This window comes from Pseudomonas sp. ANT_J28 (assembly GCF_008370005.1).
Lineage (GTDB): Bacteria > Pseudomonadota > Gammaproteobacteria > Pseudomonadales > Pseudomonadaceae > Aquipseudomonas > Aquipseudomonas frigoris.
This window is the reverse complement of record NZ_VOBM01000023.1, coordinates 1-26,160: the sequence shown is the minus strand read 5'-3', so window position 1 is coordinate 26,160 and position 26,160 is coordinate 1. Positions and strand designations below refer to the sequence as shown.

Here is a 26,160-nt window from a genome sequence, read left to right as displayed (position 1 = left end):
ACCTGATGGGTATCGACATGCTTGCAACTGCCATTGAATCGATCGAGACGATCATCGTCGATCTGCCGACCATCCGCCCGCACAAGCTGGCGATGCACACCATGCAGAACCAGACCCTGGTGATCATTCGTGTGCGCTGCGCCGACGGCATCGAAGGCATTGGCGAATCCACCACCATCGGTGGCCTGGCCTACGGCAACGAAAGCCCTGACAGCATCAAGACCAACATCGACAAACACTTCGCGCCGCTGCTGCTGGGCCAGGACAGCGCCAACGTGAATGCCGCGATGTTGCGCCTGGAGCGCAGCATCCGTGGCAACACCTTCGCTAAATCAGGTATCGAAACCGCCTTGCTCGACGCTCAGGGCAAACGCCTTGGGCTGCCGGTCAGCGAGTTGCTGGGCGGCCGCGTTCGCGATGCCCTGCCAGTGGCGTGGACCTTGGCCAGTGGTGACACCGACAAGGACATCGCCGAAGCGGAAAAAATGCTCGACCTGCGCCGCCATCGCATCTTCAAACTGAAAATCGGTGCCGCTGAGGTCAACCGCGACCTGGCCCACGTAATTGCGATCAAGAAAGCCTTGGGCGATCGCGCCAGCGTGCGGGTCGATGTCAATCAGGCCTGGGACGAAGCGGTCGCGCTTCGCGCCTGCCGGATCCTGGGAACCAACGGTATCGACCTGATCGAACAGCCGATCTCGCGCAACAACCGCGCCGGCATGGCGCGCCTGAATGCCATGAGCCCGGCGCCGATCATGGCCGACGAATCCATCGAGTGCGTGGAAGATGCGTTCAATCTGGCCCGTGAAGGCGCGGCCTCGGTGTTTGCCTTGAAGATCGCCAAGAACGGCGGCCCGCGTGCCGTGCTGCGAACCGCTGCGATTGCCGAAGCGGCCGGTATCGGCCTGTATGGCGGCACCATGCTCGAAGGTGGCATCGGCACCCTGGCCTCGGCCCATGCCTTTGTCACGCTGAACAAACTGGCGTGGGATACCGAGCTGTTCGGCCCGCTGCTGCTGACTGAAGACATTCTCAGCGAGCCGCTGGTCTATCGCGATTTCGAGTTGCACGTGCCGAAAACACCGGGCCTGGGCCTGAGCCTCGATGAAGAACGTCTGGCGTTCTTCCGTCGTGACAAATCGTCTACTGCCATTCATCACGCCTGAGGAGAGCATTATGCTGTTCCACGTAAAAATGACCGTGAATCTACCGGTCGACATGAATCCGGAAACGGCCAACAAGCTAAAGACCGACGAGAAAGCCCTGGCCCAGCGCCTGCAAGAGCAAGGCAAGTGGCGTCACCTGTGGCGCATCGCCGGTCACTATGCCAATTACAGCGTTTTCGACGTCGACAGCGCGCAGGAACTGCACGACCTGCTCATGCAATTGCCGCTGTTTCCGTACATGGCGATCGAGGTCGACGCGATGTGCCGGCATCCTTCTTCCATCCGCGAGGATGACCGCTGAACCCAGCCTGTTCAGTTCGCTACGCTAATAATTACAAGATGAGGAACCCACCAAAATGAACGTCAAGATTTCCCACACTGCCAGTGTCCAGAAGTTTCTCGAAGAGGCCAGCGGTCTGCTCAACGACGCCGGCGACCCGCGGGTCAAGGCCTTGGTCTACCGCATCCTGCGTGATTCGGTGAACATCATCGAAGACCTGGCCGTGACCCCGGAAGAGTTCTGGAAAGCCGTCAACTACCTCAACGTGCTGGGTGCGCGTCAAGAGGCCGGGTTGGTGGTGGCCGGGCTCGGTCTGGAGCATTACCTTGACCTGCTGATGGACGCCGAAGACGAGCAGGCCGGCAAGGCCGGCGGCACACCTCGGACCATCGAAGGCCCACTGTACGTGGCGGGTGCACCCCTGTCGGAAGGCGAAGCGCGGCTGGATGACGGCATCGATCCGGGTGTGGTGCTGTTCATGCAGGGCCAGGTCAAAAACACCGCCGGCGAACCGTTGGCCGGCGCGGTGGTGGATGTCTGGCACGCCAACACCGGCGGCACTTACTCCTACTTCGATACCACTCAATCGGAGTTCAACCTGCGTCGTCGTATCGTCACCGATGCCGAGGGTCGTTTTCGCTTTCGCAGCATCGTGCCGTCGGGCTATGGCTGCCCGCCGGACGGTCCGACCCAGCAACTGCTCGATCAACTGGGCCGTCATGGTCAACGGCCGGCGCACATTCACTTCTTCATTTCCGCGCCGGATCATCGTCACCTGACCACCCAGATCAACCTCGATGGCGATCAATACCTGCACGACGATTTCGCCTATGCGACCCGTGATGAACTGATCGCGAAGATCACCTTCAGCGACGATCCACAGCGTGCAGCGGCGCACGGTGTCAGCGGTCGATTTGCCGAAATCGATTTCGATTTCACCTTGCAGACCTCCGCGCAACCCGACGAGCAGCAACGCCACGAGCGGGTCCGCGCGCTCGAGGACTGATCGCGGGATGTGAGCGAACCCGACCTTGTGGGAGCGGGCTTGCTCGCGAAGGGGCCATCAGCTTCAGCATCAATGCTGACTGACACACCGCCTTCGCGAACAAGCCCGCTCCCACACGGGTTTCGGTTAACCGACTGGCAGCACGTCGGCCTACTGACACACCGTTGCGCGCACTGTTCTAGAATGGCCCGACGTTACCTATAACAACAATGAGAGTGACCCGATGATGCAAGCGCAACTGTTGAGTCAGCGCAGCACCGTATTCGACCACGCCGACCCTTACGCGGTGTCGGGGTACGTCAATCAGCATGTCGGTAACCATTGCATTCTGATGCCCCGGGCCGGGCGACCGCTGGCCAGCCTCAATCATCGCAAGTTTGCCAGCCTCGACCTGTGTCGCATCAGCTATGGCGGCAGCGTACGGGTCACCTCCGGTGCGCTGGAAAGCATCTATCACCTGCAAGTGCTGCTGCGCGGCAACTGCCTGTGGCGCGGTCATGGGCAGGAACACTACTTCGCACCCGGCGAGTTGCTGCTGATCAATCCCGATGATCCGGTGGACCTGACGTATTCCGACGATTGCGAAAAATTCATCCTCAAAGTTCCCACGCCGTTACTGGAATCCGTGTGCGATGAGCAGCGCTGGCGATATCCGGGGCAGGGTGTGCGGTTTCTGGAGAATCGTTATCAGCTCGAAGAGCTGGAAGGCTTTGTCGGTCTGCTGGCAATGATTTGCCAGGAAGCCGAGGCGACCGAGCAGATTCCCAGGGTGCAGGAGCATTACGCACAGATCATCGTCAGCAAGATGCTCAGCCTGATGAAGACCAACGTCAGCCGGATCAGTCTCGGCTCACAGACGGCCACGTTTGAGGTGATTGCCGACTACATCGCGGGCCACCTCAAACAGGACATCGACAGCGAAGAACTGGCGCGCCAGGCGCGGATGAGTCTGCGCTCGTTGTACGGATTGTTTGAGCGCAACGCCGGTACCACGCCGAAAAACTACATCCGGCAAAAACGCCTTGAGCGCATCAACGCCTGCCTGAGCGACCCGACCTGCAACGTGCGCAACGTCACGGAAGTGGCCATGGATTACGGCTTCCTGCACCTGGGCCGGTTCTCCGACAGCTACCGCAAACAGTTTGGCGAACTGCCGTCGGACACCCTCAAACGCCGCCACTGACTGCATTTACCCTGTGGGAGCGAGCTTGCTCGCGATGAGGCCAGCACATCCAACATCTTTGTTGACTGGTACACCGCTATCGCGAGCAAGCTCGGTCCCACAGGTTCGGCGTCACTTCTGCACAAAACGGATACAGGTCTGCACCCAGCGGATAGTCCACCCCATCCCCCCGTCCTAGCATGGCCCTGCCTGAATAAAAACAATGGAGGCGGCGGCCATGTCCCTGCGACCCGAATACCTTCACTCCCTGCTCGAAGATGACAAAGAACAGGGCATCTATCGCTGCAAGCGCGAGATGTTCACTGACCCGCGGCTGTTCGATCTCGAGATGCTGCACATCTTCGAAGGCAACTGGCTGTACCTGGCCCACGAAAGCCAGATCCCCAACAAAAACGACTTCTACACCACCACCATGGGGCGCCAGTCGATCTTCCTCGCGCGCAACAAGGACGGTGAGCTCAATGCGTTCCTCAACGCCTGCAGCCATCGTGGCGCAACGCTGTGCCGGCACAAGTCCGGCAACAAAAGTTCGTACACCTGCCCATTCCATGGCTGGACCTTCAACAACTCCGGCAAGCTGCTCAAGGTCAAGGATCCGGCCGAAGCGGGCTACCCGGCGAGCTTCAACTGCGAAGGCTCCCACGACCTGACCAAAGTTGCGCGTTTCGAGTCTTATCGCGGCTTCCTGTTTGGCAGCCTCAAGGCTGATGTCGTGCCGTTGGTTGAACACCTGGGCGAGTCGGCAAAGATCATCGACATGATCGTCGACCAGTCTGCCGATGGCCTGGAAGTGCTGCGCGGTTCCTCCAGCTACATCTACGAAGGCAACTGGAAGCTCACCGCTGAAAACGGCGCCGACGGCTATCACGTCAGCTCCGTGCACTGGAACTACGCGGCCACCCAGAACCAGCGCAAGCAACGCGAGGCCGGCGATTGCAACCCGACCATGAGTGCCGGCAGTTGGGCCAAGCAGGGCGGTGGTTTCTATTCCTTCGACAAGGGCCACATGCTGCTCTGGACCCGTTGGTCCAACCCCGAGGACCGTCCGCTGTACGAGCGTCGCGATGAGTTGGCTCAGGATTTCGGCAAGGCCCGCGCCGACTGGATGATCGAGAACTCGCGCAACCTGTGCCTCTACCCGAACGTGTACCTGATGGACCAGTTCAGTTCACAGATTCGCATCGCCCGGCCGATCTCGGTCGACCGTACGGAAATCACCATTTACTGCATCGCCCCCAAAGGCGAAAGCGACCACGCCCGTTCCAGCCGGATTCGTCAGTACGAAGACTTCTTCAACGTCAGCGGCATGGCCACCCCGGACGACCTGGAAGAGTTTCGTTCCTGCCAGACCAGTTATCAGGGCAGCGTGACCGCCTGGAACGACATGTCCCGTGGCGCCGAGCACTGGATCGAAGGCGCCGATGAGGCGGCCAAGGAAATCGACCTGCATCCCCTGCTCAGCGGCGTGCGCACAGAAGACGAAGGCCTGTTCGTGCTGCAACACAAGTATTGGCAGCAGACCATGCTCAAGGCCTTGGCCGCAGAGCAGTCCGACCTGATTCCTGTGGAGGCCGTGCAATGACCATCACCTATGACGCCGTACGCGATTTTCTCTTCCGCGAAGCGCGCTACCTCGATGACCGGCAATGGGACGAATGGCTGGAGTTGTACGCCCCGGACGCGACGTTCTGGATGCCGTCCTGGGACGACAACGACGAGCTGACCGAAGACCCGCAGCGGGAAATCTCGCTGATCTGGTACGGCAACCGCACTGGCCTGGAAGACCGCGTCTTCCGCGTCAAGACCGAACGTTCCAGCGCGAGCATTCCGGACACCCGCACCTCGCACAACATCAGCAACATCGAGCTGCTCGAACAGGCCGACGGCTTCTGCAAGGTGCGCTTCAACTGGCACACCCTGAGCTTTCGCTACAAGACCGTCGACAGCTATTTCGGCAGCAGTTTCTACACCCTCGATGTGCGCGGTGAAAACCCGCTGATCAAGGCCAAGAAAGTGATTCTGAAGAACGATTACGTTCGCCAGGTCATCGATGTTTACCACCTGTGAGGCCGCTGTCATGACTCATTCCATTGCGTTCAATTTTGAAGACGGCGTCACCCGGTTCATCGACGCCAACGTCGGCGAAACCGTGGCCGATGCCGCGTATCGCCAGGGCATCAATATTCCACTGGACTGCCGCGACGGCGCTTGCGGCACCTGCAAATGCTTCGTCGAGGCCGGCCGTTATGATTTGGGCGAGGAGTACATCGAAGACGCCCTCAGCGCGGAAGAGGCTGAGCAAGGTTTCGTCCTGACCTGCCAGATGCGCGCCCAGAGCGATTGCGTGGTGCGCGTGCCGACCTCATCCGAGGTGTGCCGCACACGTCAGGCCAGTTATGACGCCACCATCAGTGCCGTGCGCCAGTTGTCCGACAGCACCATCGCGCTGTCGATCAAAGGCGAAGCCCTGAGCAAACTGGCGTTCCTGCCGGGGCAATACGTGAACCTCGGGATTCCCGGCAGCGAGCAGACCCGCGCCTATTCGTTCAGCTCGTTGCAGCGCGACGGCGAGGTCAGTTTCCTGATCCGCAACGTGCCCGGCGGCCTGATGAGCAGCTTCCTCACCGGCATGGCCAAGGCCGGCGACAGCATGAACCTGGCCGGGCCGTTGGGCAGCTTCTATCTGCGCGACATTCGCCGTCCGTTATTGCTGCTGGCCGGTGGTACGGGACTGGCACCGTTCACGGCGATGCTGGAAAAAATCGCCGAGCAGGGCAGTGAGCATCCACTGCATTTGATCTACGGCGTGACCAACGATTTCGATCTGGTGGAGATGGATCGACTCGAAGCCTTCGCCGCACGAATCCCGAACTTCAGCTTCAGTGCCTGCGTGGCCAACCCGGACAGTCAGCACCCGCTCAAGGGCTACGTGACCCAACACATCGAACCGCAGCATTTGAACGAAGGCGACGTCGATGTCTACCTGTGCGGCCCGCCGCCGATGGTCGAGGCCGTCAGCCAGTTCATCCGTGAAAAAGGCATCGCGCCGACAAACTTTTACTACGAGAAATTTGCCGCCAGCGCGGCCTGAGCCGCGCTGTTGTGGGAGAGAGACATGAACAGATTCCACGAAAAAGTCGCGCTGATCACGGGCGCTGCCCAAGGCATCGGCCGGCGTGTTGCCGAGCGCATGGCGGCGGAAGGGGCGCGGTTGATTCTGGTCGATCGCTCCGAGTTGATGTTCGAGGTTCAGCAGCAATTGGGGCAGGGCAGCCAGGTGCTCGCGCTGACCGCCGATCTTGAGCAATACAGCGAATGCAGCCGCGTCATGCAAACCGCCATCGAGCGTTTCGGGCGTCTGGATGTGCTGGTCAATAATGTTGGCGGGACGATCTGGACCAAGCCTTTTGAGCATTACGAAGCGTCGCAGATCGAGGCTGAAGTACGTCGGTCGCTGTTCCCGACGCTGTGGTGCTGTCATGCCGCGTTGCCGTTCATGCTTGAACAGGGAAGTGGCGCCATCGTCAACGTTTCGTCCATCGCCACGCGCAGTGTCAATCGTGTGCCGTACGGTGCGGCGAAGGGAGGGGTCAACGCGCTGACCGCTTGCCTGGCCTTCGAAACCGCCGGTCGCGGGATTCGGGTCAATGCCACCGCGCCCGGTGGCACCGAAGCGCCGCCGCGGGTCATTCCGCGCAACAGCGCCGATCAGAGCGCGCAAGAGAAGGTCTGGTATCAGCAGATTGTCGACCAGACGCTCGACAGCAGTTTGATGAAGCGCTACGGCACGCTGGATGAACAGGCAAGCGCTATTCTGTTTCTGGCCAGCGACGAAGCGTCCTATATCACCGGCATGATCATGCCGGTCGGTGGCGGCGACCAGGGCTGATCCACTTACAAGCGACGCTGAAATGCTCTGATAATTCTGAGCGTGGCATCGCTTGTGTTCAGGTTCTGGACCGCGTCCAGCGGATACCAGATGCAGTCGAAAATTTCGTTTTGCGGGCGGGCCTCATTCGCGTTCGCCACTGAGGCCTCGTACACATGGTGTCGGGTGCTGCCCGTTTGCAACTCCATCAAGTACAGCAACCCGTCGACCCCAAGCCCTGTCTCTTCCTGAAGTTCTCGCGTGGCGGCGTCGGCAATGGCTTCACCACGCTCAACCTTTCCACCGGGCAGCATCCAGCGGCTCCTTGGCTTGCGCACCAGGAGAATGTGCCGGTCCTGCTCGCAAATGACGGTCGCGCGTACTTTCATGTGTTACCTGATTGCTGTTTGTCATAAATCAGTCATGAAAATGCAATATTCGAGCCGAGGTGTCTGTCTCAACGGTTGGAGTGATGGACGAGGTTGAAAGTGCAACCGGATGTCGGAATCCTGGCGCGACGTCTGGTCGGCGCTTCATGGAAGGTCGGGTGTAAGGTATTCAAGTGAATCCAGGATCATTACTGCCGAAATGGAGGTGACTATGAGCGTTCCGATGCTGACCAAAATGCACATGAACGGGAGCCTTTGGCAGTAGAGAGGAAGCATTGGCCTTTGCAGCCGCTCTTCCCGGCTACAAGGCCAGAGCAAGTCGGCCTGCACGCAGCCAGAAATCAGATAAATAGCGCACTTGCAGCCCCGGTTCGCCGGGGCTTTTCTTTGCTGGGCGCTGAGGTCCCGGGCTAATAACCGCCGCCGGTGCTGCGGGAAGGCTCTCGGGCTTTTTGTTGCGCGTGGCTCCATTCCGCGCAGGTCATGAAGCTTGTATGGTCGACCTTGCCTCTGCCATCGAAACTGACGTTGTAAGTTTGCTTATGGCCGGCCTGCGTCAGCTTGTAGTCAAAGCAAGTGCCAGGCTCAACGGTGCGATCCGTTATGGATAAAGGCTGGCCGCCTATGTGCTGGACTTGATCCTTGCTCATGCCGGTCTCGACCTTTGCGACCAACGGCTGATCCCGATAGACACGCGATTCGGTGCTGCAGCCACCCGACGCGGCCAGTACAACGGCCAGCGCGCATAGAGGCTTGTGCATGGCAGTGCTCCTGCTATTGAGCTTTCGTTCGAGTGATAATCTTGGCTTTCACTTCCTCGGCATAACCCTTCAATCGTTCTTCATCTCCCTGAAATAACTCGCACAGTTTTAGGGTTGCTTGCGCATCCACATCATTGCCGGCCAGGCGTAGCTGCTCTGCGATGCGCAAAAGCTCTACCGCTGACCATCTCAAATCCGACGCAACGCTTTGCAGGTTACGCCGAAGTTCGTTTTCAGATTCGTTAAGCCACATGATGACCTCCTGCCAATCCCCGCTACGAAATTTTAGTCCCATTTCACAGGTCAGGGTGTTTTGTTCGTCTGGGTCGTGGGTGCAGCCTTTTGTCGGGAAAATGAACGCGAACCCGCAGTTCTGATGTCGTAGTGAGGTAGTGAATTTTTGCTAGGGCGAGGCAACTTCAAATGACGGCTACCGATGATTTTAGATTTCATGCCCATGAGCTGATGGTTGATCTGGACGCGGCCACCACGGAAATGATGAAACTGATTTCTGCGCATCAGCTGAGCGGCCCGGAATGGGAACGGGTTACTCAATGGCAGCATGAAGCGTATGAAAGATGGATGACTTATCTGAACGAGAGGTCGTATCCGGATCCCGGGGATCACAACGCCCCGTGCTGAGTTCTGTGTAACGGATGGATGTCCGGGCAGCGACGCGCTACATTTCCTTTTTTCGGGATAAGGACGCGTCATGCGCAATTTGATTGGGGGAGTAGGGTTGGCGTTGCTGGCGGGCTGTTCGTTGCCAGCGTCCCTGGTGCCAGGTGAGCCCAATCTCAGCAAGTACAGTAACAAGATGCCAAAAGACTATGCCGCGTGCGTTCTGCCGGCGTGGCAGCGGGAGATACCCAACACGACCCAATCGGCGATTTCCAACGGCTACAGGGTCACGGCGCCGAGCATCATCACGGCCGACGAGATCGTGGATATCGTGAAATCCAAGGATGGCAGTCACGTATCGCTTTATCAGGGGCCGCCCTGGGCGAAATCCGGGGCGTTGCGTCAGGCAGTGCGTGATTGTCTGTAAGGGTTAGTCGGTGATATCGGTCACCTGGATGATCGGGTCGTCGCTTGCCTGAGCGCTCGCACCGATTTTCTTTTCCCGACGATCGTTCATCCAGTTGTCCACCTCAGCATTGAATTGCGCCGGCGCTTTTCGTCCAACCTTCCTGGCGAGATCAAGAATGGTCTGCTGGGCGAGGGCGTCTTCCATGCGTTTCTGCGCGGTCATCATGGCGGCATGCACCGAGCACTGACCTGCCAGCGCCCACGCCGGCGCGGAACCTTCGAACAAGGCGCAACGCCCCCGAATCTCTCGGCAATCGAAGATGAGCTTCTGGCCGTCGATGGCATTGACGATATCCAGAATGCTGATTTCGTCAGAAGGCCGGGCCAGCTTGAACCCGCCGCGCACGCCTTCAGTGGCGACCACCAGTTTTGCCTTGGCCAGTTTGGTGAAAATTTTTGCCAGATAGTCCTGTGGTACGCCTTGCAGCTCAGCAAGGTCGCGCACGCTCGCCTCACGGGTGTCGCCGCAATTGCCCACCAAAAAAATCAGGCAATGAATGCCGTACTCAACGCCTGCGCTGTAAAGAGACATATCAATCTCCGACTAAAGGTGTCGTAAATGTTAACAGCGGAAAGCGAGCCGAGCAACGCATCCGGTCGCGTATTCACTGCTCGTTGTGCGGCAGAGTTGGCTGTTCATAAGCCTTTTCTGGACAAATCGAACTTTTCGATACTAACCATCAGTAATTTCGTTTTGTGCCAAGTAACTAGGATCAATATAGTCGCCGTTGTCCGGTCAGCAGTGGTAAGCAGTCGCTACCGAAGAGCGTGACCTTTAACGAATTCATCACTTGGTCTTCTCCTCGGAGTTAGAAATGAAACAGCACATTCTGGTTATCGGCGCAGGTTTCGGTGGCATGTGGACGGCTTTGAGCGCCACGCGTCTGTTCGACATTCATGGTCACAACGACGTTGAAGTGACCGTTCTGGCCCCTCAGGCCGAGCTGCGAGTCCGTCCGCGCTTCTACGAACCGAATGCTCACCAACTGGCCGCACCGATCGGCGAACTGTTCGATGCGGTCGGCGTCAACTTCATCAAGGGCTCTGCCGAAACCATCGACGTTGAGCAAAAACGTGTCGGCTACCTCGATGCATCCGGCAACCAGCAAGTGTGCAGCTACGACAAACTCGTTCTGGCGACCGGCAGCCGCCTGGCATTGCCGAACACGCCAGGTGTGGCAGAACACGCCTTCGACGTGGACCAGATCGAACAGGCCGTACGCCTGGAAAATCACCTCAAGTCCCTGGTGAACCTGCCAGAAAGCCAAGCTCGCAACACCGTAGTGGTGGCCGGCGGTGGCTTCACCGGGATTGAAACCGCGACTGAAATGCCTGCGCGGCTGCGTGCCATCCTGGGTGATCGCGCCGACATCGAAGTGATCATCGTTGATCGTGGCGAGAAAGTTGGCGGGTCCATGGGCGCCGAGATCGCCAAGTCGATCGCTGAAGCCAGTATTGAAACGGGCGTGAAATGGCGCTTGAAATCGTCGGTCGTCGCCGTCGATGAAAACGGTGTGACGCTGGCCGATGGTCAGCGCATCGATGCCCAAACCGTGGTCTGGACCACCGGTGTACGCGCCAGCTCGCTGACCGAGCAGATTCCGGCCGAACGCGATCACCTGGGCCGTCTGCACGTCGACGCGCACTTGAAAGTCATTGGCCAGGAAGACATCTTCGCCACCGGCGACGTGGCTTACGCCGCCACCGATGACATCGGCAACTTCGCACTGATGACCTGCCAGCACGCTATCGTATTGGGTCGTCATGCCGGCAATAACGTTGCTGCGCAGATTCTGGGTGTGGATCCGACTCCGTATAGCCAGCCTAAATACGTGACCTGTCTGGATTTGGGAGCTTGGGGTGCGGTTTACACTGAAGGTTGGGATCGCCAGGTCAAGCTGGTCAAACAGGAAGCCAAGTCGCTCAAGACGCAAATCAACACCCAGTGGATCTACCCTCCGGTGGCCAATCGCGAAACTGCATGGGCAGCGGCGGATCCGTTGATTCCGATTGCCTAAAAAGTCGTTAGCGTTATCTCGATAACGCTGCCAGCTTAGAAAAAATCCCGCCCGGGTTCTCTTGGGCGGGATTTTTTTGCGTCTTGAACGGTTGCGGACGTGAAATTTAACGTGTACTTTTTCATGAAAATATAAGTATAAAAATTCACGAGGCCTGCATGTTTCAGCAATCTACCCAGCACGTCGCCAGCTATTACGCCTACACCTGCGCGGATCACTTGGTGGATCGAGCTGTTCTTGAGGGCGAGCAGGATACCGAGGTGTTGATCATCGGGGCTGGTTTCAGTGGGTTGCATACGGCGTTGCGTCTGGCCCTGGCCGGTAAGCGCGTGACGTTGCTCGAAGCCAGTCGGGTGGCCTGGGCCGCCTCGGGCCGCAATGGCGGTCAGGCCATTCTAGGTTGGTCGTGTGACATGCCGCCGTTGGAGGCAGCGCTGGGTTATGAGCGCGCGCGCCGGTTATGGGACAGCATGCGCTGGGCTGCACGGGAGTTGCGAGATTTGCCCGCGCGCCATGGTTTTGATTGTGACTATCGGCCCGGCCACCTCTGGACGTCGGTGATGCCGCGTCGGGTGAGTCTGCTGACAGAATGGCAACACGAGGCCAGCCACAAGTGGGGCCACGATGATTTGCAGTTCATCGCGCGCGAGGCGTTGCCTGATTGGGCCGCCAGTGAGCGCTACCAGGCGGGCCTATTTGATCCTGAAGGCGGGCATTTGAATCCGCTGAAACTGGCGCTCGGCCTGGCCGCTGCAATTGAACAGGCCGGTGGACGTATTCATGAACAGAGTAAGGCGTTGAGTTATCACGAAGAAGGCGATCGTTACGTGGTCACCACTGAGCGCGGTAGCATTCGCGCCGACGTGCTGGTGCTGGCGTGCAACGCCTACCTTGATCGGCTTGATCCGAAGCTGTCGAGTTGCGTGTTACCGGTTGGCACTTATCAGGTGGCCACCGTGCCACTTTCAGAGCAACAGGCGACCGCGTTGCTACCGAGCAATGTGTGCGTCACCGACAACCAGTTTGTTCTCGATTATTTCCGCCGTACGCCGGACAACCGCCTGCTGTTCGGTGGTGGTTGCACTTACCTGGGCGGCATGCCGAAGGACATCGCCGCCGCCACACGGCCCTATCTGGAGCGCGTATTTCCCCAGCTCAAGGGCGTCGAACTGGACTTTGCCTGGGGAGGACACATCGATCTGACCCTCAAGCGCACGCCTGACGTCGGTCGACGTGGCGATCTCTACTGGGTACAGGGTTACTCAGGTCATGGCGTGCTGCCGACTTTGGCCGGGGCGCGTGCCGTGTCCGACGCGATACTTGGCCAGCCGGATGAGCTGGCGTTGTATCAGGGTTTGATCAACGGCAGTTTTCCCGGTGGACAGTATTTGGCAGCACCGCTGGAAGCCATCGGCAAAGCCTGGTATCGGCTGCGCGACAGTATTTGAAGCATCAATTTCTGGAAGCCTTTAGATGGACATGCAAGAAGAAATCTCGGCGCTGGCGATCCTGATCCAGGACCTGCGCAAACACAAAAAATACACGCTGAAAGACCTGGCGGACAAAATCGGTCGTTCGGTCGGGTTTCTCTCGCAAGTCGAGCGGGGGTTGTCACGTCCCACGGTGGCGGACTTGACCGCCATCAGCGAAACCCTCGGCGTGCCGACCACCTATTTCTACAGCTTGCCCAAGCCCATGGCATTGCCTTGGGTGACCCGCCCGGATGAGCGACGCACGCTGTATTACGCCGACGGGATTACCGACATCCTCGTCTCTCCGAAAATGAGGGCGTCCTTTTCAATGCTTGAAAGCCAACTGGAGCCCGGCGCCAGCAGTGGTGATCGGCACATGAACGACAGCTCGGAGCAGGGTGGCTATGTCCTCGAGGGGGAACTGACGTTGTGGCTGGATGACGATAAGCCGGTGACATTGCGCACCGGCGACAGTTTTCAGCTGGCCAGTCATACGCATTGTCGCTACGGCAACCTCTCGGATCAGCTCGCCCGGGTGCTTTGGGTTTACACCTGATAAAAACAACAAGGAACACTAACGATGGATGCTGTCTGCTCTGATCTGGTTGCTGAGGTTCGCGCGTTTCGTCAGCGCTTCCCGCAGGTGCGTTACGTTGACCTGATTTCCCTGGATATCCCCGGGCATTTTTACGGTAAGCGCTACCCGATAGAAATGCTCGAGAAGGTCGCCGCAGGCAGCGCGCTCAAGCTGCCGCAAAACTGTGTGTTGCTGGGTACGCAGGGCGGTCTGTTCAAAATCGGCGACTACTGTTTCAACGACGGCGACCCGGATGCTCCACGCCGCCTGGTGCTCGGTACGCTCAAGCCCGTGAGCTGGGAAAAACAACTGCTGGGGCAAATGCTGATTACCTCAAGCGGTACTGAAAAGCCTATCGTTTTCGAGCCGCGTGAAGTGTTGGCGCAGGTGCTCGAGCGCCTCGGCCGAAAAGGAATTTTCCCCGTGGTCGCGTTCGAACTGGAGTTCTATCTGTTCGATCGTCAGCTACGTGACGGCTTGCCTCAGTTCCCTCGCGATCAGCTGACGGACGATGCCGATGATCAGCCGAACATGCACATCGAACGGCTGTCGAGATTTTCACCGGTACTCGATGACATGGTCGAGACCGCGCGGGCGCAAGGCATCGATGCCACGGTAATCACTGCGGAGCTGGGCCCGGGCCAGTTCGAGATCAATTTCGGTCACCTTGACGACGGCCTGCGTGCGGCCGACTGGGCGGCCCTGTTCTGCCGCAGCACTCGGGGCGTGGCCCTTAAGCACAACCACCGCGCCAGCTTCATGGCAAAACCCTACCTGCAGCACCCCGGCAGCGGCATGCATGTGCATGTGAGCCTTTACGACGAGGCGGGAACCAACCTGTTGGCGGCTAACGATCAGCAGGCGCTGCGCCATGCGGTGGCCGGTTGCCTTGAAGTGTTGCCGCATTGCATGCCGATCTTTGCACCGAATCACAACGCCATGCGTCGCTTGAGCGGCACGGTGAATGTCGCGACGCGCGCGAGTTGGGGCTTTGAAGATCGTGACGCCTGCCTGCGGGTGCCTGAGTCGGACGCTAAGAATCTGCGCATCGAACATCGCCTGGCGGGCGCGGATGCCAATCCTTATCTCGTGTTGGCGGCGATTCTGGTAGGGCTGGAGCAAGGGCTGGAAGTAGGACGTGAACCGATTGCATCCCTCAACGAAGATCGTGGTAGTGGAATCGACTTCCCGCTGGAGATGCTGGAGGCCGTGCGTTCGATGCAAAACAACATGCAGCTGCGCGAGGGTTTGGGGGCAGAGTTTGTAGATGTCTACTGCGAAAACAAGCGCCAGGACCATTTGGCGTTCCTGCAAGACATCAGTGCGCGGGAGTATCGCTGGTACCTCTAAATCAGTCCTTGTCGGGACTCGTCCATAAAAAACGTGTGGATATTTAATGAGTTAGAAGCTTTAGTAACTGGATAGTGAATCAAAATATCTTGTTACGGGCAGAAATATTAAGTAATATTCTCCCCGCGTTCACCACCACGGTTTATGCATTTTGAGTCCCAGGCGTCCATCAGCTGCCTGGGATTTTTTTTGCCTGAAATTCGGACCGGTGCGCACAATCTGACCCGGTGCATCAAGACCACAATCACAGCAGTAAATGATGCATGTCCGCTACCGCGAGATGATCCCGTGATCGATCGCGTATTTGACCAGGGCCGCCGGTTTGTCGATGTTGAGTTTGCGCCGGATGCTCAGGCGATGGGTTTCTACCGTGCGCACGCTGATGTCCAGTTCGCGGGCCATCTCCTTGTTGTTCAGCCCTTGAGCCATCTTGTACAACACCTGGCTCTCACGCGGTGTCAGCTCGTTGTCGGTATTTTTATCGGCGATGAGCCGCTGGGCGATCTCGGCACTGTAGAACGTGCCGCCACTGGCGATGGCTTCGATCGCCGCGATGATTTCCCGCGACGGTGAGTTCTTCAGTACATAGCCGCTGGCCCCCGCGCGAACGGACTCACTCACGTATTCATTATTGTCGTACATGCTGAGCACCAGCACCTTGAGCGACGGGTACTGGCTGCGCAACACCCGGGTCAGCTCGAGCCCGTTCATGTCCCGCAGGCTGATGTCGACCAGCAACAGGTCCGGCTGGCAGCGTCCGACCATTTCAATGGCATCCGCGCCACTCTCGGCTTCGCCCACCACTTCCAGGGGGGCCATGACCGCCAGCAGTGCTTTGATCCCGTCGCGGACCAGGGCGTGATCGTCGACCAGGGCGACGCGGATCGGGTAGGGCAGGTTCATCGCGGGTATTCACTCTTGTTGTCAGGGGGCGAGTCAGCGTGTTGTACCGGGCATTCTCATTGGCAACCAAACGTCCAGCTCACTTCTTCCCGGCATCGAGATCAGGTCGAATCGTCCACCAAAATGCTCGACACGCTCACGGATATTACGAAGGCCAATGCCCGCATGACGACGTTCGACCTGGGCGACGTTGAAACCGATACCGTCATCGACCACCGTCAACCGTACGGAGTCTTCGGACCCGTGCAGGGTAATGGAGACGTTTTTAGCCTGGGCGTGTCGTTCAATATTAGTCAGGCCTTCTTGCACGATGCGAAACAGCGAGACCGCTGCCCCATCAACCAAGTGACAGTCGAATTCGTTGTCGTTAAAAGTCACCACCAGGCCGCTGCGTTGCTCGAATTCTGCGGCGAGTTGACCGATTGCCGCCGGCAGGCCCAGGGTGTCGAGCAGCGAGGAACGCAGGTCGTGGGAGAGGCTGCGAACCTCGCCAATCGCTTCCCCCAGGCGTTCCGTGGCGTCTCTCAGCGTACTCAAACCCTTGTCGTGTGCTTGCCCTTTCTCGAGCAGATGGCTGGCCAGTTCGAACTGAAACTTGATGGAGACCAGTAGCTGGCTGATGCCGTCGTGCAGTTCACGGGAAACCCGAGATCGTTCTTCCTCTTGCAAGCTGACGATACGCTGAGTCAGGCGCTGAAGTTTTTTGTCGGCCAGACGATGCTCGCTGACGTTCAGCGTCATGCCGCTGGCGAAGACAAACAGCACCGCCACGAGGGCCACCGCGGCAATCGCCAGCATGGTTTTACGAATGCCCTGGGCCACTTCGTCACGCGCCTGCTGGGTCGCGCGCTCAACGTCTTCAAGGTAGATGCCGGTGCCGAGCATCCAGCCCCAACGATCCAGCATCACCACATAGGCGAGTTTGTCGGTCACCTGGCCGGAAGAGGGTTTGTTCCAGGCATAGCGCTGAAAGCCTTCGCCCGATTGCGCAGTTTTGAGCAACGCCTGGATCACAGGCAAACCGTGAGGGTCCTTCATGTCCCACAGGTATTTGCCCACCAGATCCGACTGGCGCGCGTGCATCAGGCTGCGTCCTTCGTGGTCGTAGACGAAGAAGTAGCCATTGATGCCAAAGCTGAGCTTGCGCAGTTCTTCCAGCACTTGTTGCTGTGCGTGTTCGTCACCGTGGCCGTCGTCGTACAGCGGTTCGATCAGGCTTTGCGCCATTTCGACGTAGTTCTTAAGTTCTGCGCGCTTGCTGGCCAGAATGCTGTCTTCGATCAGTTGCGCCTGTTGTTCACCCAGTTGCCGGTTCATGGAAATCACCAGCGCGCAGATGACGGCGATGGCCAACACCAGCGGCAGAATCCCGAGCGCGACGATTTTGTGTTTGAGCTGCATCTCTGCTCCTGACCGGACCGAGGGAAGGCGAAGGCCCGGCATCATATGCCAAAGATACGCGCGTCCAGTAGCGGTGCTGGACGGAATGACCTGTGGCTCAGTTGAAATGCAAATCCTGTGGGAGCGAGCCTGCTCGCGAAGGCGGTACATCAGACGACATCGATGTTGAATGACAGATTGCATTCGCGAGCAGGTCGGATCGCCGCACCGTCGCTCCTACAAGAAGATCAGCGGCGTCTACGTAGAACTACGTAGACGCCGCGTACGTAGTAACGCGGATTTATTTGTAGACGGCATGCGGGGATATTGGGCCAGCTCCGCACAGCGGACACAATTATAAAAATTACCGCCGCAGTCCACTGGCTGTCGGCAGGAGACACGCTATGCCCCGTCTGGCTAAACACCTCGCCTGGTTTGCCGTGGCTGTCCTGGGAGCGTTTGCGCTAAGTGTCGTGGCCCTGCGCCGCGGCGAAGCGATCAATGCCCTCTGGATCGTAGTCGCAGCAGTCGCTATCTATCTCGTCGCATACCGCTACTACAGCCTGTTCATCGCTACCAAAGTGATGCAACTCGACCCCAATCGTGCCACGCCGGCTGTCGTTAACAATGACGGTCTGGACTACGTGCCGACCAACAAACACGTACTCTTCGGTCACCACTTCGCCGCCATCGCTGGCGCGGGGCCGCTGGTCGGTCCGGTCCTGGCGGCGCAGATGGGTTACCTGCCCGGTACGCTGTGGCTGATTGCCGGCGTGGTGCTGGCGGGTGCCGTTCAGGACTTCATGGTCCTGTTCATGTCCACCCGCCGCAACGGTCGTTCCCTGGGCGACATGGTCCGTGAAGAAATGGGCCGCATCCCCGGCACCATCGCGCTGTTTGGCTGCTTCCTGATCATGATCATCATCCTCGCGGTGCTGGCGCTGATCGTTGTAAAAGCCCTGGCCGAAAGCCCGTGGGGTATTTTCACGGTGATGGCGACCATCCCGATCGCGATGTTCATGGGCATTTACATGCGCTACATCCGTCCGGGCCGCATCGGCGAAATCTCGGTTGTCGGCGTGCTGTTGCTGCTGGGTTCGATCTGGCTCGGCGGGCAGATTGCCGCTGATCCAGTCTGGGCCAAGGCGTTCAGTTTCACCGGGATTCAGATCACCTGGATGCTGATCGGCTACGGTTTCGTCGCCGCGGTATTGCCGGTGTGGCTGATTCTGGCGCCGCGTGACTACCTGTCGACCTTCCTGAAAATCGGCACCATCGTGGCCTTGGCGATCGGCATTCTGATCACCATGCCCGACCTGAAAATGCCGGCGCTGACCCAGTTCATCGATGGCACCGGGCCGGTGTGGAAGGGCGGGCTGTTCCCGTTCCTTTTCATCACCATCGCCTGCGGTGCAGTGTCCGGCTTCCATGCGCTGATCGCTTCCGGGACCACACCGAAACTGTTGGCTAACGAAGGCCATGCCCGTTACATCGGTTACGGCGGCATGCTGATGGAATCCTTCGTAGCCATCATGGCCATGGTTGCCGCGTCGGTGATTGAGCCAGGCGTCTACTTCGCCATGAACAGCCCTGCGGCGCTAGTCGGCGCGGATGCTGTTTCGGTGGCTCAGACCGTCAGCAGCTGGGGCTTTGCAATTACCCCGGAAGCGCTGCAAGCGGTGGCCAAGGACATCGGTGAAACCACCATCCTGGCCCGTGCCGGCGGTGCGCCGACCCTGGCAGTCGGTATTGCGCAGATCCTGCACCACGTTCTGCCAGGTGAAAACACCATGGCGTTCTGGTACCACTTCGCGATCCTGTTCGAGGCGCTGTTTATCCTGACCGCCGTCGACGCCGGTACCCGTGCCGGACGTTTCATGTTGCAGGATTTGCTCGGCTCCTTCGTGCCATCCCTGAAGCGCACCGAGTCCTGGACCGCCAACCTGATTGCGACCGCCGGTTGTGTGGCGATGTGGGGTTATCTGCTGTACCAGGGCGTGATCGATCCACTGGGCGGCATCAACACCTTGTGGCCGTTGTTCGGTATCTCCAACCAGATGCTCGCTGGTATCGCACTGATGTTGGCGACCGTAGTGCTGATCAAAATGAAACGCCAGCGCTACGTCTGGGTCACCATGCTGCCCGCTGTGTGGCTGCTGATCTGTACCACCACCGCAGGCTTCATCAAGCTGTTCGATGCCAACCCGGCGATCGGTTTCCTGGCCTTGGCCAAGAAGTACAGCGATGCTCTGGCCAACGGTCAGATCCTCGCGCCGGCCAAGAGCATCGACCAGATGCAGCACGTGATCTACAACGCCTACACCAACGCAACGCTGACCGCGCTGTTCTTGCTGGTGGTCTTCAGCATCCTGTTCTTTGCACTCAAGGTCGGTATCGCCGCCTGGGGCACTAAAGAACGTACGGATAAAGAAGCGCCATTCCAGGCACTGCCGGACGCTTGATCGAGGATTGCAGCATGTTCAATGACCTGAGTCGCCTCGGTAAATACCTCGGTCAGGCCGCGCGCCTGATGGTCGGCATGCCCGACTACGACACCTACGTCGAGCACATGCAAACCAAGCACCCGGACAAACCGGTGATGAGTTATGAGGTGTTCTTTCGGGAACGCCAGGAAGCTCGTTACGGAAGCAAGGCCGGGCCGAAGTGCTGTTGATGGTCGGTGGCAGTGATGCCACCTGAATAGCTAATAAAGAACCCGGCTGATGAGGCCGGGTTTTTTTTGAGTGAATGGCATTGGCCGATCCGTGTTGTGTCAGCTTGCCGGGATGGTTTCGAGCGTTTCGAGATCCAGCAGGGTGAAATAACCACGCTCCGGCCGCCAGCCACCCGTATCGATGTGAATCACATTGCCCAGACTGACGGGCATATAAAGCGGCGTATGCCCTACCACCAGTGCGCGCAGGCCTTCAACGCCATGCGTCTCCTGCTGATCGATCCGCCTTCGTGACCACATGCAGTAGTGCTGCACCTCCTGCAGATGCCTGTTGCTTTCCGGCGACTCCAGTTCCTTTCGCAGTTGCTGCCATGATGGAAATGGACAATCGGCGTGCAAGATGCCGATCAGGCCGTATGCTGTTTCAACTTCGATCGCGATAGGAAGCTTGGCGAACTGCGCCGCGAATGCTTGCTTCTCGAACAGCGACAGGCCCGTGAACCATGAGCCCCCGTTGAGTATCCAACTGTCGATGTCGCAGGTATCGAAATACACCACGTAGTCGTCATGGTTGCCTCGCACCGGGTGGAACCATGGTTTGTTCAGCCAATCGAGCGCGTCACGGCACTCGGGCCCGCGGTCAATCAGATCGCCAACACTGAACAGCCGATCTACCAAGCGGTTGAACCCGACTGCATCCAGCGCGGCCTGCACCGCAGTGAAATGGCCATGAATATCACCGACCGCGAAATCTCGGCCGGCAACATTTGCGGCGAAGTGCTTCACGCGCGACATCTCTAAAGTTTCGAGCATGGGATTGCCACTCCGGCAGCTCCCCAACGGGCTAGTCAGTTGAGTTTAGGCCAAGAAGTGGTACTCGACCTTTACCGCCTGCCCGACAGGCTGCCCGAATCAAACACCGTCAGAGCAAGTAGGCCGTTGCTTGCCCGAAATGGTTGTCCTGCACTCCGGCGATAAGGTGCAGAGGCATGTGTTGCGCATCCATGGATGGAACTTCGACTTTGAAACTATCCACTATTTGGGTATGGCGCTCACTCAGCCCGGTCGACACTTCGACAAGAGCCTTGGCCATTCTCGCGTGGTTCACTGCGATTTCATTGAGAGTTGACACGTTACATCTCCCGGTGACTGACCAAGCGCATCGCTGGCGTCCTAAGCATTAATGAAAGGGCTGCCCCGTCAGAATTACGTCGTTCTGGGGCTGCTACGAGCGTCTTCTGCAAACCTTAAGCCAGGAATAGTCAAAAAAATCGCGCGGCGTTTCTGATGCGACGAATGGTGATGCCGCCCTAGCGGGTGGCTTTTAAGGGGTTATTTCCCGAGCTTATAAGACCGAGAAAAAGGTGATTAGACGTGCCGAAGTAGTTTTGTTAAAAAAATAGTGCATGGCTGCTTTTGACGTGCCAATGCATCTCCATTCGGTTAGATGGAAATCGCCCAACATTGAACTGGGCAACGATCAATGAGTCTGATGCCGATACAGGGATAAGTAACTGCGACTTTGGCCAACTGCTCGCGCACAGAGGCATTGGGCTCATTGATCCCCTTTCACTTCCGCAGTTTGATCCTTTCGAGCGAACAACATCGCACAGCGTTCTGCTGGTTGCTCGGGCGACGCCGCGCGACAGTCACCCCTTTTAGGACAAAGAAGTATCATGTGGATTTTGAAAGTAGCGGTGACTCGACCCATTTTCCGCCAATGGTTGATTACCGCTTCTATCGGCCTTTTTTCAGTGGCGGGCGGTGCACAGGCTCAAACCTCGCCACAGGTGAATCAAGAGATAAAGGGCTTGCTGGATTATGTGGAGCGCAGTGAATGCAAGTTCGTGCGCAACGGCAGTGAATACCCTGGACCCCAGGCTCGGTCACATCTGGAAAAGAAGCTGAATTATCTAGAAGGCAAGAACCTGGTGAGCAGCGCAGAAGACTTCATCGACCTCGCTGCCACTAAAAGCAGCATGAGTGGCAAAGCCTATGAAGTGCGTTGCTCAACAGGCGTCCAGCCGACGAGCACCTGGCTGAAGACAGAGCTACAGAGACAACGCCAGCACCATTGAGCCTACCCCCGAAACGAGAAAGCCCGGGCTACCTGCCGTAATCCTGTTCACTTAAAGTTGGGTACATATCCGTTACCGCAGCAACGGATATACACACCAACCAATCACCGCACCTGATACCCAATCATTCAGCAAATGCGCATATCGCCCAGGTTAACAAAACATAACGTGGCGTCGATTGTCAGACCTTTCCAAACCCCGATAGGATAAGCCAGCTTCCGAAGGGGCTCTAGATTGCGTATTTCAGGACAATGCTACAGAAATGGCAATCCCAGACAGCAGCCCTTACGGCGCCCTGAAAGGTTGAACGACCTAACAATAATAATGGGGGAAGGTCTATGAGTGAGCCTGTCATGGGTGTGGGTATCTGCCGCCCGCCGGCACTACGCAAATTCGCGTTGCTGGCTACAGCGCTCTCGCTGTTGGGCTGTGCCGCGCTGTCGGCACCTGCGCTGGCCGCTGCTGCGCCAGCATCCGACATTGTTTATTCCGTTGAATCTGCCAAAGCCAGCAAGAGCCTGATGCTCGACGTCGTGCACGCCGGCAAGCGCCTGGTGGCGGTCGGGGATCGCGGGCACATTTTGTATTCCGATGACCAGGGCGCGACCTGGACCCAAGCCAAGGTACCGACGCGGCAACTGCTGACGTCGGTGTTTTTCGTCGACGACAAACACGGTTGGGCCGTCGGCCATGACGCGCAGATCCTCGCGAGCGAGGACGGCGGCGTCACCTGGACCAAGCAATTCGAAGACCTGAAACGCGAATCGCCGCTGCTCGACGTCTGGTTCCAGGACGTCAACAGCGGCTTTGCCGTGGGTGCTTACGGTGCGCTGCTGGCAACCACCGACGGCGGCAAAAGCTGGGAAGACGCCAGCGATCGTCTGGACAACGAAGACCAGTACCACCTCAATGCCATCGCCGCGGTCAAGGATTCCGGTCTGTTCATCGTCGGCGAGCAGGGCAGCATGTTCCGCTCCGCCGACTGGGGCCAGACCTGGGAGAAGCTTGAAGGTCCCTATGAGGGCTCACTGTTTGGCGTGATCGGCACCGCTCAAGCTAATACGCTGCTGGCCTACGGGCTGCGGGGCAATCTGTTTCGCTCCACCGATTTCGGTACGACCTGGGAGCCGGTTGAGCTAAACGCCGCTCGCGGTGCGCTGGAGTTCGGTCTGTCCGGCGCGACGCTGCTCGACGACGGTTCCATCGTGATCGTCGGCAACGGTGGCTCGGTGATCCGCAGCAACGACAACGGCGAAACCTTCAGCGTGTTCAACCGTACGGATCGCATTTCCGTTTCGGCAGTCACCGCAGCAGGCAACGGCAATCTGATTCTGGCAGGACAGGGTGGCATTCGCGTCACTTCGCCAACCGGCGCAGAGAATGGAAAAAATGGGTCGTCCAAATGAGCCGGGCAAATAATAAGAAGGCGGGTCTATGACATCCTTGAGCACTCATCATCATGACAAGGCGACGTTTCTCGAACGCCTGATTTTCAACAACCGCCCGGCAGTGATCGTTATCTGCCTGCTGGTCAGTATTTTCCTGTTCTGGCAAGCGACGCTGATCCGGCCGTCCACCAGTTTCGAAAAAATGATCCCGCTCGAGCATCCGTTCATTCAAAAGATGATGGAGCATCGCAATGATCTGGCGAACCTGGGCAACACGGTGCGCATCTCGGTGGAAGCCACTGATGGCGACATCTTCTCCAAGGAGTACATGGAGACTCTGCGTCAGATCAATGACGAGGTGTTCTACATTTCCGGTGTGGACCGTTCCGGTCTCAAGTCGCTGTGGAGCCCGAGCGTACGCTGGACCGAAGTGACGGAAGAGGGCTTCGCCGGTGGTGAAGTGATTCCGCAGAGCTACAACGGTTCCCAGCAAAGCCTCGACCTGTTGCGCAACAACGTGCTCAAGTCCGGTCAGGTCGGGCGTCTGGTGGCCAACGACTTCAAATCGAGCATTGTCGATATCCCGCTGCTGGAGTCCTACCCGGACCCGCAGGACCAAGGCAAGTTGTTGGCGCTGGACTATCGCAAGTTCTCTCACGAACTCGAAGACAAGATCCGCAACAAATTCGAAGCCCAGAACCCTAACGTGCAGATCCACATCGTCGGTTTCGCCAAGAAAGTCGGCGACCTGATCGATGGGCTGGTCATGGTGGTGATGTTCTTCGGCATCGCCTTCATCATCACGTTGATCCTGCTGTACTGGTTTACCAACTGCATGCGCAGCACCGTGGCGGTGTTGAGTACAACGTTGGTGGCGGTGGTCTGGCAGCTCGGTTTGATGCACTTCTTTGGTTTCGGGCTCGATCCCTACTCGATGCTGGTCCCGTTTCTGATATTCGCCATTGGTATTTCCCACGGCGTACAGAAAATCAACGGTATTGCCTTGCAGTCCAGTGAGGCAGACAACGCCTTGACTGCGGCGCGGCGCACGTTCCGTCAGCTGTTCCTGCCAGGGATGATTGCGATCCTCGCGGATGCGGTGGGTTTCATCACGCTGCTGATCATCGACATCGGCGTGATTCGTGAACTGGCCATCGGCGCGTCCATCGGCGTGGCGGTGATCGTGTTCACCAACCTGATCCTGCTGCCGGTGGCGATTTCCTACGTCGGCATCAGCAAACGTGCCGTCGAACGCAGCAAGAAAGACGCGCACCGCGAACACCCGTTCTGGCGTCTGCTGTCGAATTTTGCCAGCCCGAAAGTGGCGCCGGTGTCGATTGTTTTGGCCTTGTTGGCCTTCAGCGGTGGCCTCTGGTACAGCCAGAACCTGAAAATCGGTGACCTGGATCAGGGCGCTCCGGAACTGCGCCCGGACTCGCGCTACAACAAGGACAACAACTTCATCATCAGCAATTACTCCACCAGTTCCGACGTGTTGGTGGTGATGGTCAAGACCAAGTCCGAAGGCTGCTCGCGCTACGAAGCCATGGCGCCGATCGACGAGCTGATGTGGAAGATGCAGAACACCGAGGGCGTGCAGTCGGCGATCTCGCTGGTGACCGTATCCAAGCAGATGATCAAGGGCATGAACGAAGGCAACCTGAAATGGGAAACCTTGTCGCGTAACCCGGACGTGCTGAACAACTCGATCGCTCGAGCTGATGGTCTGTACAACAACAGTTGCTCCCTGGCGCCGGTGCTGGTGTTCCTCAACGATCACAAGGCCGCCACTCTGGATCGCGCCGTGCATGCGGTGCAAGACTTCGCCAAGGAGAACAACAAGGAAGGCCTGGAATTCATCCTTGCCGCCGGTAACGCCGGGATCGAGGCCGCCACCAACGAGGTGATCAAGGAATCCGAGCTGACCATCCTGATCCTGGTGTACATCTGCGTGGCGACCATGTGCATGATCACCTTCCGCTCCTGGGCAGCGACGTTGTGCATCGTGCTGCCGCTGGTCCTGACCTCGGTACTCGGTAACGCCCTCATGGCCTTCATGGGCATCGGCGTGAAAGTCGCAACCCTGCCGGTTGTGGCACTCGGGGTGGGGATTGGCGTGGATTACGGCATCTACATCTACAGCCGTCTGGAAAGCTTCCTCCGTGCCGGTCTGCCGTTGCAAGAGGCGTACTACCAAACGCTGAAGTCCACCGGTAAAGCCGTGCTGTTCACCGGTCTGTGCCTGGCGATCGGCGTGTGCACCTGGATCTTCTCGGCCATCAAGTTCCAGGCCGACATGGGCCTGATGCTGACCTTCATGCTGCTCTGGAACATGTTCGGCGCACTGTGGCTACTGCCAGCGCTGGCACGGTTCCTGATCAAACCTGAGAAACTGGCGGGGCAGAAGGGCAATTCGTTGTTTGCTCACTGATGCCTGGCTGAAATAGAAAAGCCGCAACCAAGGTTGCGGCTTTTTTACATCTCAAAATTGACGCTGAACCCAATGTGGGAGCGGGCTTGCTCGCGAAGCTGTTGATTTTGCCGTTGCCGTTGCCGTTGCCGTTGCCGTTGCTTTGGC

Annotated in this window: 28 protein-coding genes and 1 pseudogene; 20 read left to right on the top strand and 9 right to left on the bottom strand. The window is 58.2% G+C overall.

The genetic code is table 11. From position 1 onward, the window contains the following. Positions 1-17: 17 nt before the first annotated feature. The 8 genes from FQ187_RS17295 to FQ187_RS17250 all read left to right on the top strand — a co-directional run bounded on the left by FQ187_RS17295 (position 18) and on the right by FQ187_RS17250 (position 7,524). Positions 18-1,166, top strand: coding sequence for a muconate cycloisomerase family protein (locus FQ187_RS17295; protein ID WP_178122731.1), 1,149 nt, complete (start codon positions 18-20; stop codon positions 1,164-1,166). Between the two features lie 10 nt (positions 1,167-1,176). Further along, entirely contained in the window at positions 1,177-1,467 is a 291-nt protein-coding gene (catC, locus tag FQ187_RS17290; protein WP_149630407.1) for a muconolactone Delta-isomerase, read from the top strand. Positions 1,468-1,522: 55 nt separating this feature from the next. Further along, positions 1,523-2,452, top strand: a complete 930-nt coding sequence (gene catA / locus FQ187_RS17285) for a catechol 1,2-dioxygenase (protein ID WP_149630406.1) — start codon at positions 1,523-1,525, stop codon at positions 2,450-2,452. 223 nt (positions 2,453-2,675) lie between these two features. Next, on the top strand, positions 2,676-3,635 hold the full coding sequence (locus FQ187_RS17275) for an AraC family transcriptional regulator (RefSeq protein WP_149630405.1): 960 nt from the start codon (positions 2,676-2,678) through the stop codon (positions 3,633-3,635). A gap of 217 nt (positions 3,636-3,852) precedes the next feature. Continuing rightward, entirely contained in the window at positions 3,853-5,217 is a 1,365-nt protein-coding gene (gene benA / locus FQ187_RS17265; RefSeq protein WP_149630404.1) for a benzoate 1,2-dioxygenase large subunit, read from the top strand. After that, positions 5,214-5,702, top strand: a complete 489-nt coding sequence (benB, locus tag FQ187_RS17260) for a benzoate 1,2-dioxygenase small subunit (protein ID WP_149630403.1) — start codon at positions 5,214-5,216, stop codon at positions 5,700-5,702. The genes benA and benB overlap by 4 nt, the downstream gene beginning before the upstream one ends. 10 nt (positions 5,703-5,712) lie before the next feature. Then, positions 5,713-6,726, top strand: coding sequence for a benzoate 1,2-dioxygenase electron transfer component BenC (gene benC, locus FQ187_RS17255; RefSeq protein WP_149630402.1), 1,014 nt, complete (start codon positions 5,713-5,715; stop codon positions 6,724-6,726). 24 nt (positions 6,727-6,750) lie between these two features. Then, positions 6,751-7,524, top strand: a complete 774-nt coding sequence (locus tag FQ187_RS17250) for a 1,6-dihydroxycyclohexa-2,4-diene-1-carboxylate dehydrogenase (RefSeq protein ID WP_149630401.1) — start codon at positions 6,751-6,753, stop codon at positions 7,522-7,524. Between the two features lie 5 nt (positions 7,525-7,529). Here FQ187_RS17250 and FQ187_RS17245 read toward each other — a convergent pair whose 3' ends face one another. Beyond that, positions 7,530-7,892, bottom strand: coding sequence for an NUDIX hydrolase (locus tag FQ187_RS17245; RefSeq protein WP_149630400.1), 363 nt, complete (start codon positions 7,890-7,892; stop codon positions 7,530-7,532). Between the two features lie 211 nt (positions 7,893-8,103). On the opposite strand from FQ187_RS17245, the pseudogene FQ187_RS30420 reads away from it, so the two are divergent. Further along, positions 8,104-8,245: pseudogene (locus tag FQ187_RS30420) on the top strand (DUF2188 domain-containing protein). A gap of 57 nt (positions 8,246-8,302) precedes the next feature. Here the strand turns inward: FQ187_RS30420 and osmE are convergent. Both osmE and FQ187_RS17230 read right to left on the bottom strand, forming a co-directional pair. Continuing rightward, positions 8,303-8,653: an osmotically-inducible lipoprotein OsmE gene (osmE, locus tag FQ187_RS17235; RefSeq protein ID WP_149630399.1), complete on the bottom strand. Its 351-nt coding sequence runs from the start codon at positions 8,651-8,653 to the stop codon at positions 8,303-8,305. 13 nt (positions 8,654-8,666) lie between these two features. Further along, positions 8,667-8,906 carry a hypothetical protein gene (locus FQ187_RS17230; protein WP_149630398.1) on the bottom strand — a complete coding sequence of 80 codons (240 nt, stop codon included), beginning with the start codon at positions 8,904-8,906 and terminating at the stop codon, positions 8,667-8,669. A 170-nt stretch (positions 8,907-9,076) separates the two neighbouring features. On the opposite strand from FQ187_RS17230, the gene FQ187_RS17225 reads away from it, so the two are divergent. Together FQ187_RS17225 and FQ187_RS17220 are read left to right on the top strand one after the other, a co-directional pair. Then, positions 9,077-9,295, top strand: coding sequence for a hypothetical protein (locus FQ187_RS17225; protein WP_129443501.1), 219 nt, complete (start codon positions 9,077-9,079; stop codon positions 9,293-9,295). A 70-nt stretch (positions 9,296-9,365) separates the two neighbouring features. After that, positions 9,366-9,701 (top strand): hypothetical protein, encoded by a 336-nt coding sequence (locus FQ187_RS17220; protein ID WP_149630397.1) that lies wholly within the window; start codon positions 9,366-9,368, stop codon positions 9,699-9,701. A gap of 3 nt (positions 9,702-9,704) precedes the next feature. Here the strand turns inward: FQ187_RS17220 and FQ187_RS17215 are convergent, their stop codons facing one another. Next, entirely contained in the window at positions 9,705-10,274 is a 570-nt protein-coding gene (locus FQ187_RS17215; protein ID WP_149630396.1) for an Rrf2 family transcriptional regulator, read from the bottom strand. A gap of 283 nt (positions 10,275-10,557) precedes the next feature. Here FQ187_RS17215 and FQ187_RS17210 point away from each other — a divergent pair, with 283 nt between their 5' ends. The 4 genes from FQ187_RS17210 (at position 10,558) to FQ187_RS17190 (ending at position 15,159) form a co-directional block, all read left to right on the top strand. Further along, entirely contained in the window at positions 10,558-11,760 is a 1,203-nt protein-coding gene (locus FQ187_RS17210) for an NAD(P)/FAD-dependent oxidoreductase (protein WP_149630395.1), read from the top strand. A gap of 158 nt (positions 11,761-11,918) precedes the next feature. Further along, positions 11,919-13,208, top strand: coding sequence for an FAD-binding oxidoreductase (locus FQ187_RS17200; protein WP_149630393.1), 1,290 nt, complete (start codon positions 11,919-11,921; stop codon positions 13,206-13,208). Positions 13,209-13,233: 25 nt separating this feature from the next. Continuing rightward, the gene (locus FQ187_RS17195) at positions 13,234-13,788 is read left to right on the top strand and encodes a helix-turn-helix domain-containing protein (RefSeq protein WP_129443513.1); all 555 of its coding nucleotides are present in this window, start codon (positions 13,234-13,236) and stop codon (positions 13,786-13,788) included. Between the two features lie 24 nt (positions 13,789-13,812). After that, positions 13,813-15,159, top strand: coding sequence for a glutamine synthetase family protein (locus FQ187_RS17190; RefSeq protein WP_149630392.1), 1,347 nt, complete (start codon positions 13,813-13,815; stop codon positions 15,157-15,159). A 270-nt stretch (positions 15,160-15,429) separates the two neighbouring features. On the opposite strand, the gene FQ187_RS17185 is transcribed toward FQ187_RS17190, so the two are convergent. Then, on the bottom strand, positions 15,430-16,062 hold the full coding sequence (locus tag FQ187_RS17185) for a response regulator transcription factor (protein WP_033057767.1): 633 nt from the start codon (positions 16,060-16,062) through the stop codon (positions 15,430-15,432). A 33-nt stretch (positions 16,063-16,095) separates the two neighbouring features. Next, the gene (locus FQ187_RS17180) at positions 16,096-17,463 is read right to left on the bottom strand and encodes a cache domain-containing protein (protein WP_149630391.1); all 1,368 of its coding nucleotides are present in this window, start codon (positions 17,461-17,463) and stop codon (positions 16,096-16,098) included. 383 nt (positions 17,464-17,846) lie between these two features. Between FQ187_RS17180 and FQ187_RS17175 the strand changes: the two genes are divergently transcribed. Continuing rightward, positions 17,847-19,904 (top strand): carbon starvation CstA family protein, encoded by a 2,058-nt coding sequence (locus FQ187_RS17175; RefSeq protein ID WP_149630390.1) that lies wholly within the window; start codon positions 17,847-17,849, stop codon positions 19,902-19,904. Positions 19,905-19,918: 14 nt separating this feature from the next. Further along, entirely contained in the window at positions 19,919-20,116 is a 198-nt protein-coding gene (locus FQ187_RS17170; protein ID WP_007900300.1) for a YbdD/YjiX family protein, read from the top strand. Between the two features lie 99 nt (positions 20,117-20,215). Here FQ187_RS17170 and FQ187_RS17165 read toward each other — a convergent pair whose 3' ends face one another. Together FQ187_RS17165 and FQ187_RS17160 are read right to left on the bottom strand one after the other, a co-directional pair. Then, the gene (locus FQ187_RS17165; protein WP_149630389.1) at positions 20,216-20,929 is read right to left on the bottom strand and encodes a metallophosphoesterase; all 714 of its coding nucleotides are present in this window, start codon (positions 20,927-20,929) and stop codon (positions 20,216-20,218) included. A 109-nt stretch (positions 20,930-21,038) separates the two neighbouring features. Beyond that, on the bottom strand, positions 21,039-21,248 hold the full coding sequence (locus FQ187_RS17160; protein WP_149630388.1) for a hypothetical protein: 210 nt from the start codon (positions 21,246-21,248) through the stop codon (positions 21,039-21,041). 544 nt (positions 21,249-21,792) lie between these two features. On the opposite strand from FQ187_RS17160, the gene FQ187_RS17155 reads away from it, so the two are divergent. From FQ187_RS17155 to FQ187_RS17145, 3 genes are all read left to right on the top strand, one after another. After that, positions 21,793-22,194: a DUF5329 domain-containing protein gene (locus FQ187_RS17155; RefSeq protein ID WP_149630387.1), complete on the top strand. Its 402-nt coding sequence runs from the start codon at positions 21,793-21,795 to the stop codon at positions 22,192-22,194. Positions 22,195-22,532: 338 nt separating this feature from the next. After that, positions 22,533-23,600 (top strand): YCF48-related protein, encoded by a 1,068-nt coding sequence (locus FQ187_RS17150; protein ID WP_149630386.1) that lies wholly within the window; start codon positions 22,533-22,535, stop codon positions 23,598-23,600. Between the two features lie 28 nt (positions 23,601-23,628). Continuing rightward, the gene (locus tag FQ187_RS17145) at positions 23,629-26,013 is read left to right on the top strand and encodes an RND family transporter (protein WP_149630385.1); all 2,385 of its coding nucleotides are present in this window, start codon (positions 23,629-23,631) and stop codon (positions 26,011-26,013) included. On the opposite strand, the gene FQ187_RS30140 is transcribed toward FQ187_RS17145, so the two are convergent. Beyond that, positions 25,961-26,160: hypothetical protein (locus FQ187_RS30140; RefSeq protein WP_218580704.1), on the bottom strand; the 200-nt coding region annotated here is incomplete at its 5' end. The genes FQ187_RS17145 and FQ187_RS30140 overlap by 53 nt on opposite strands.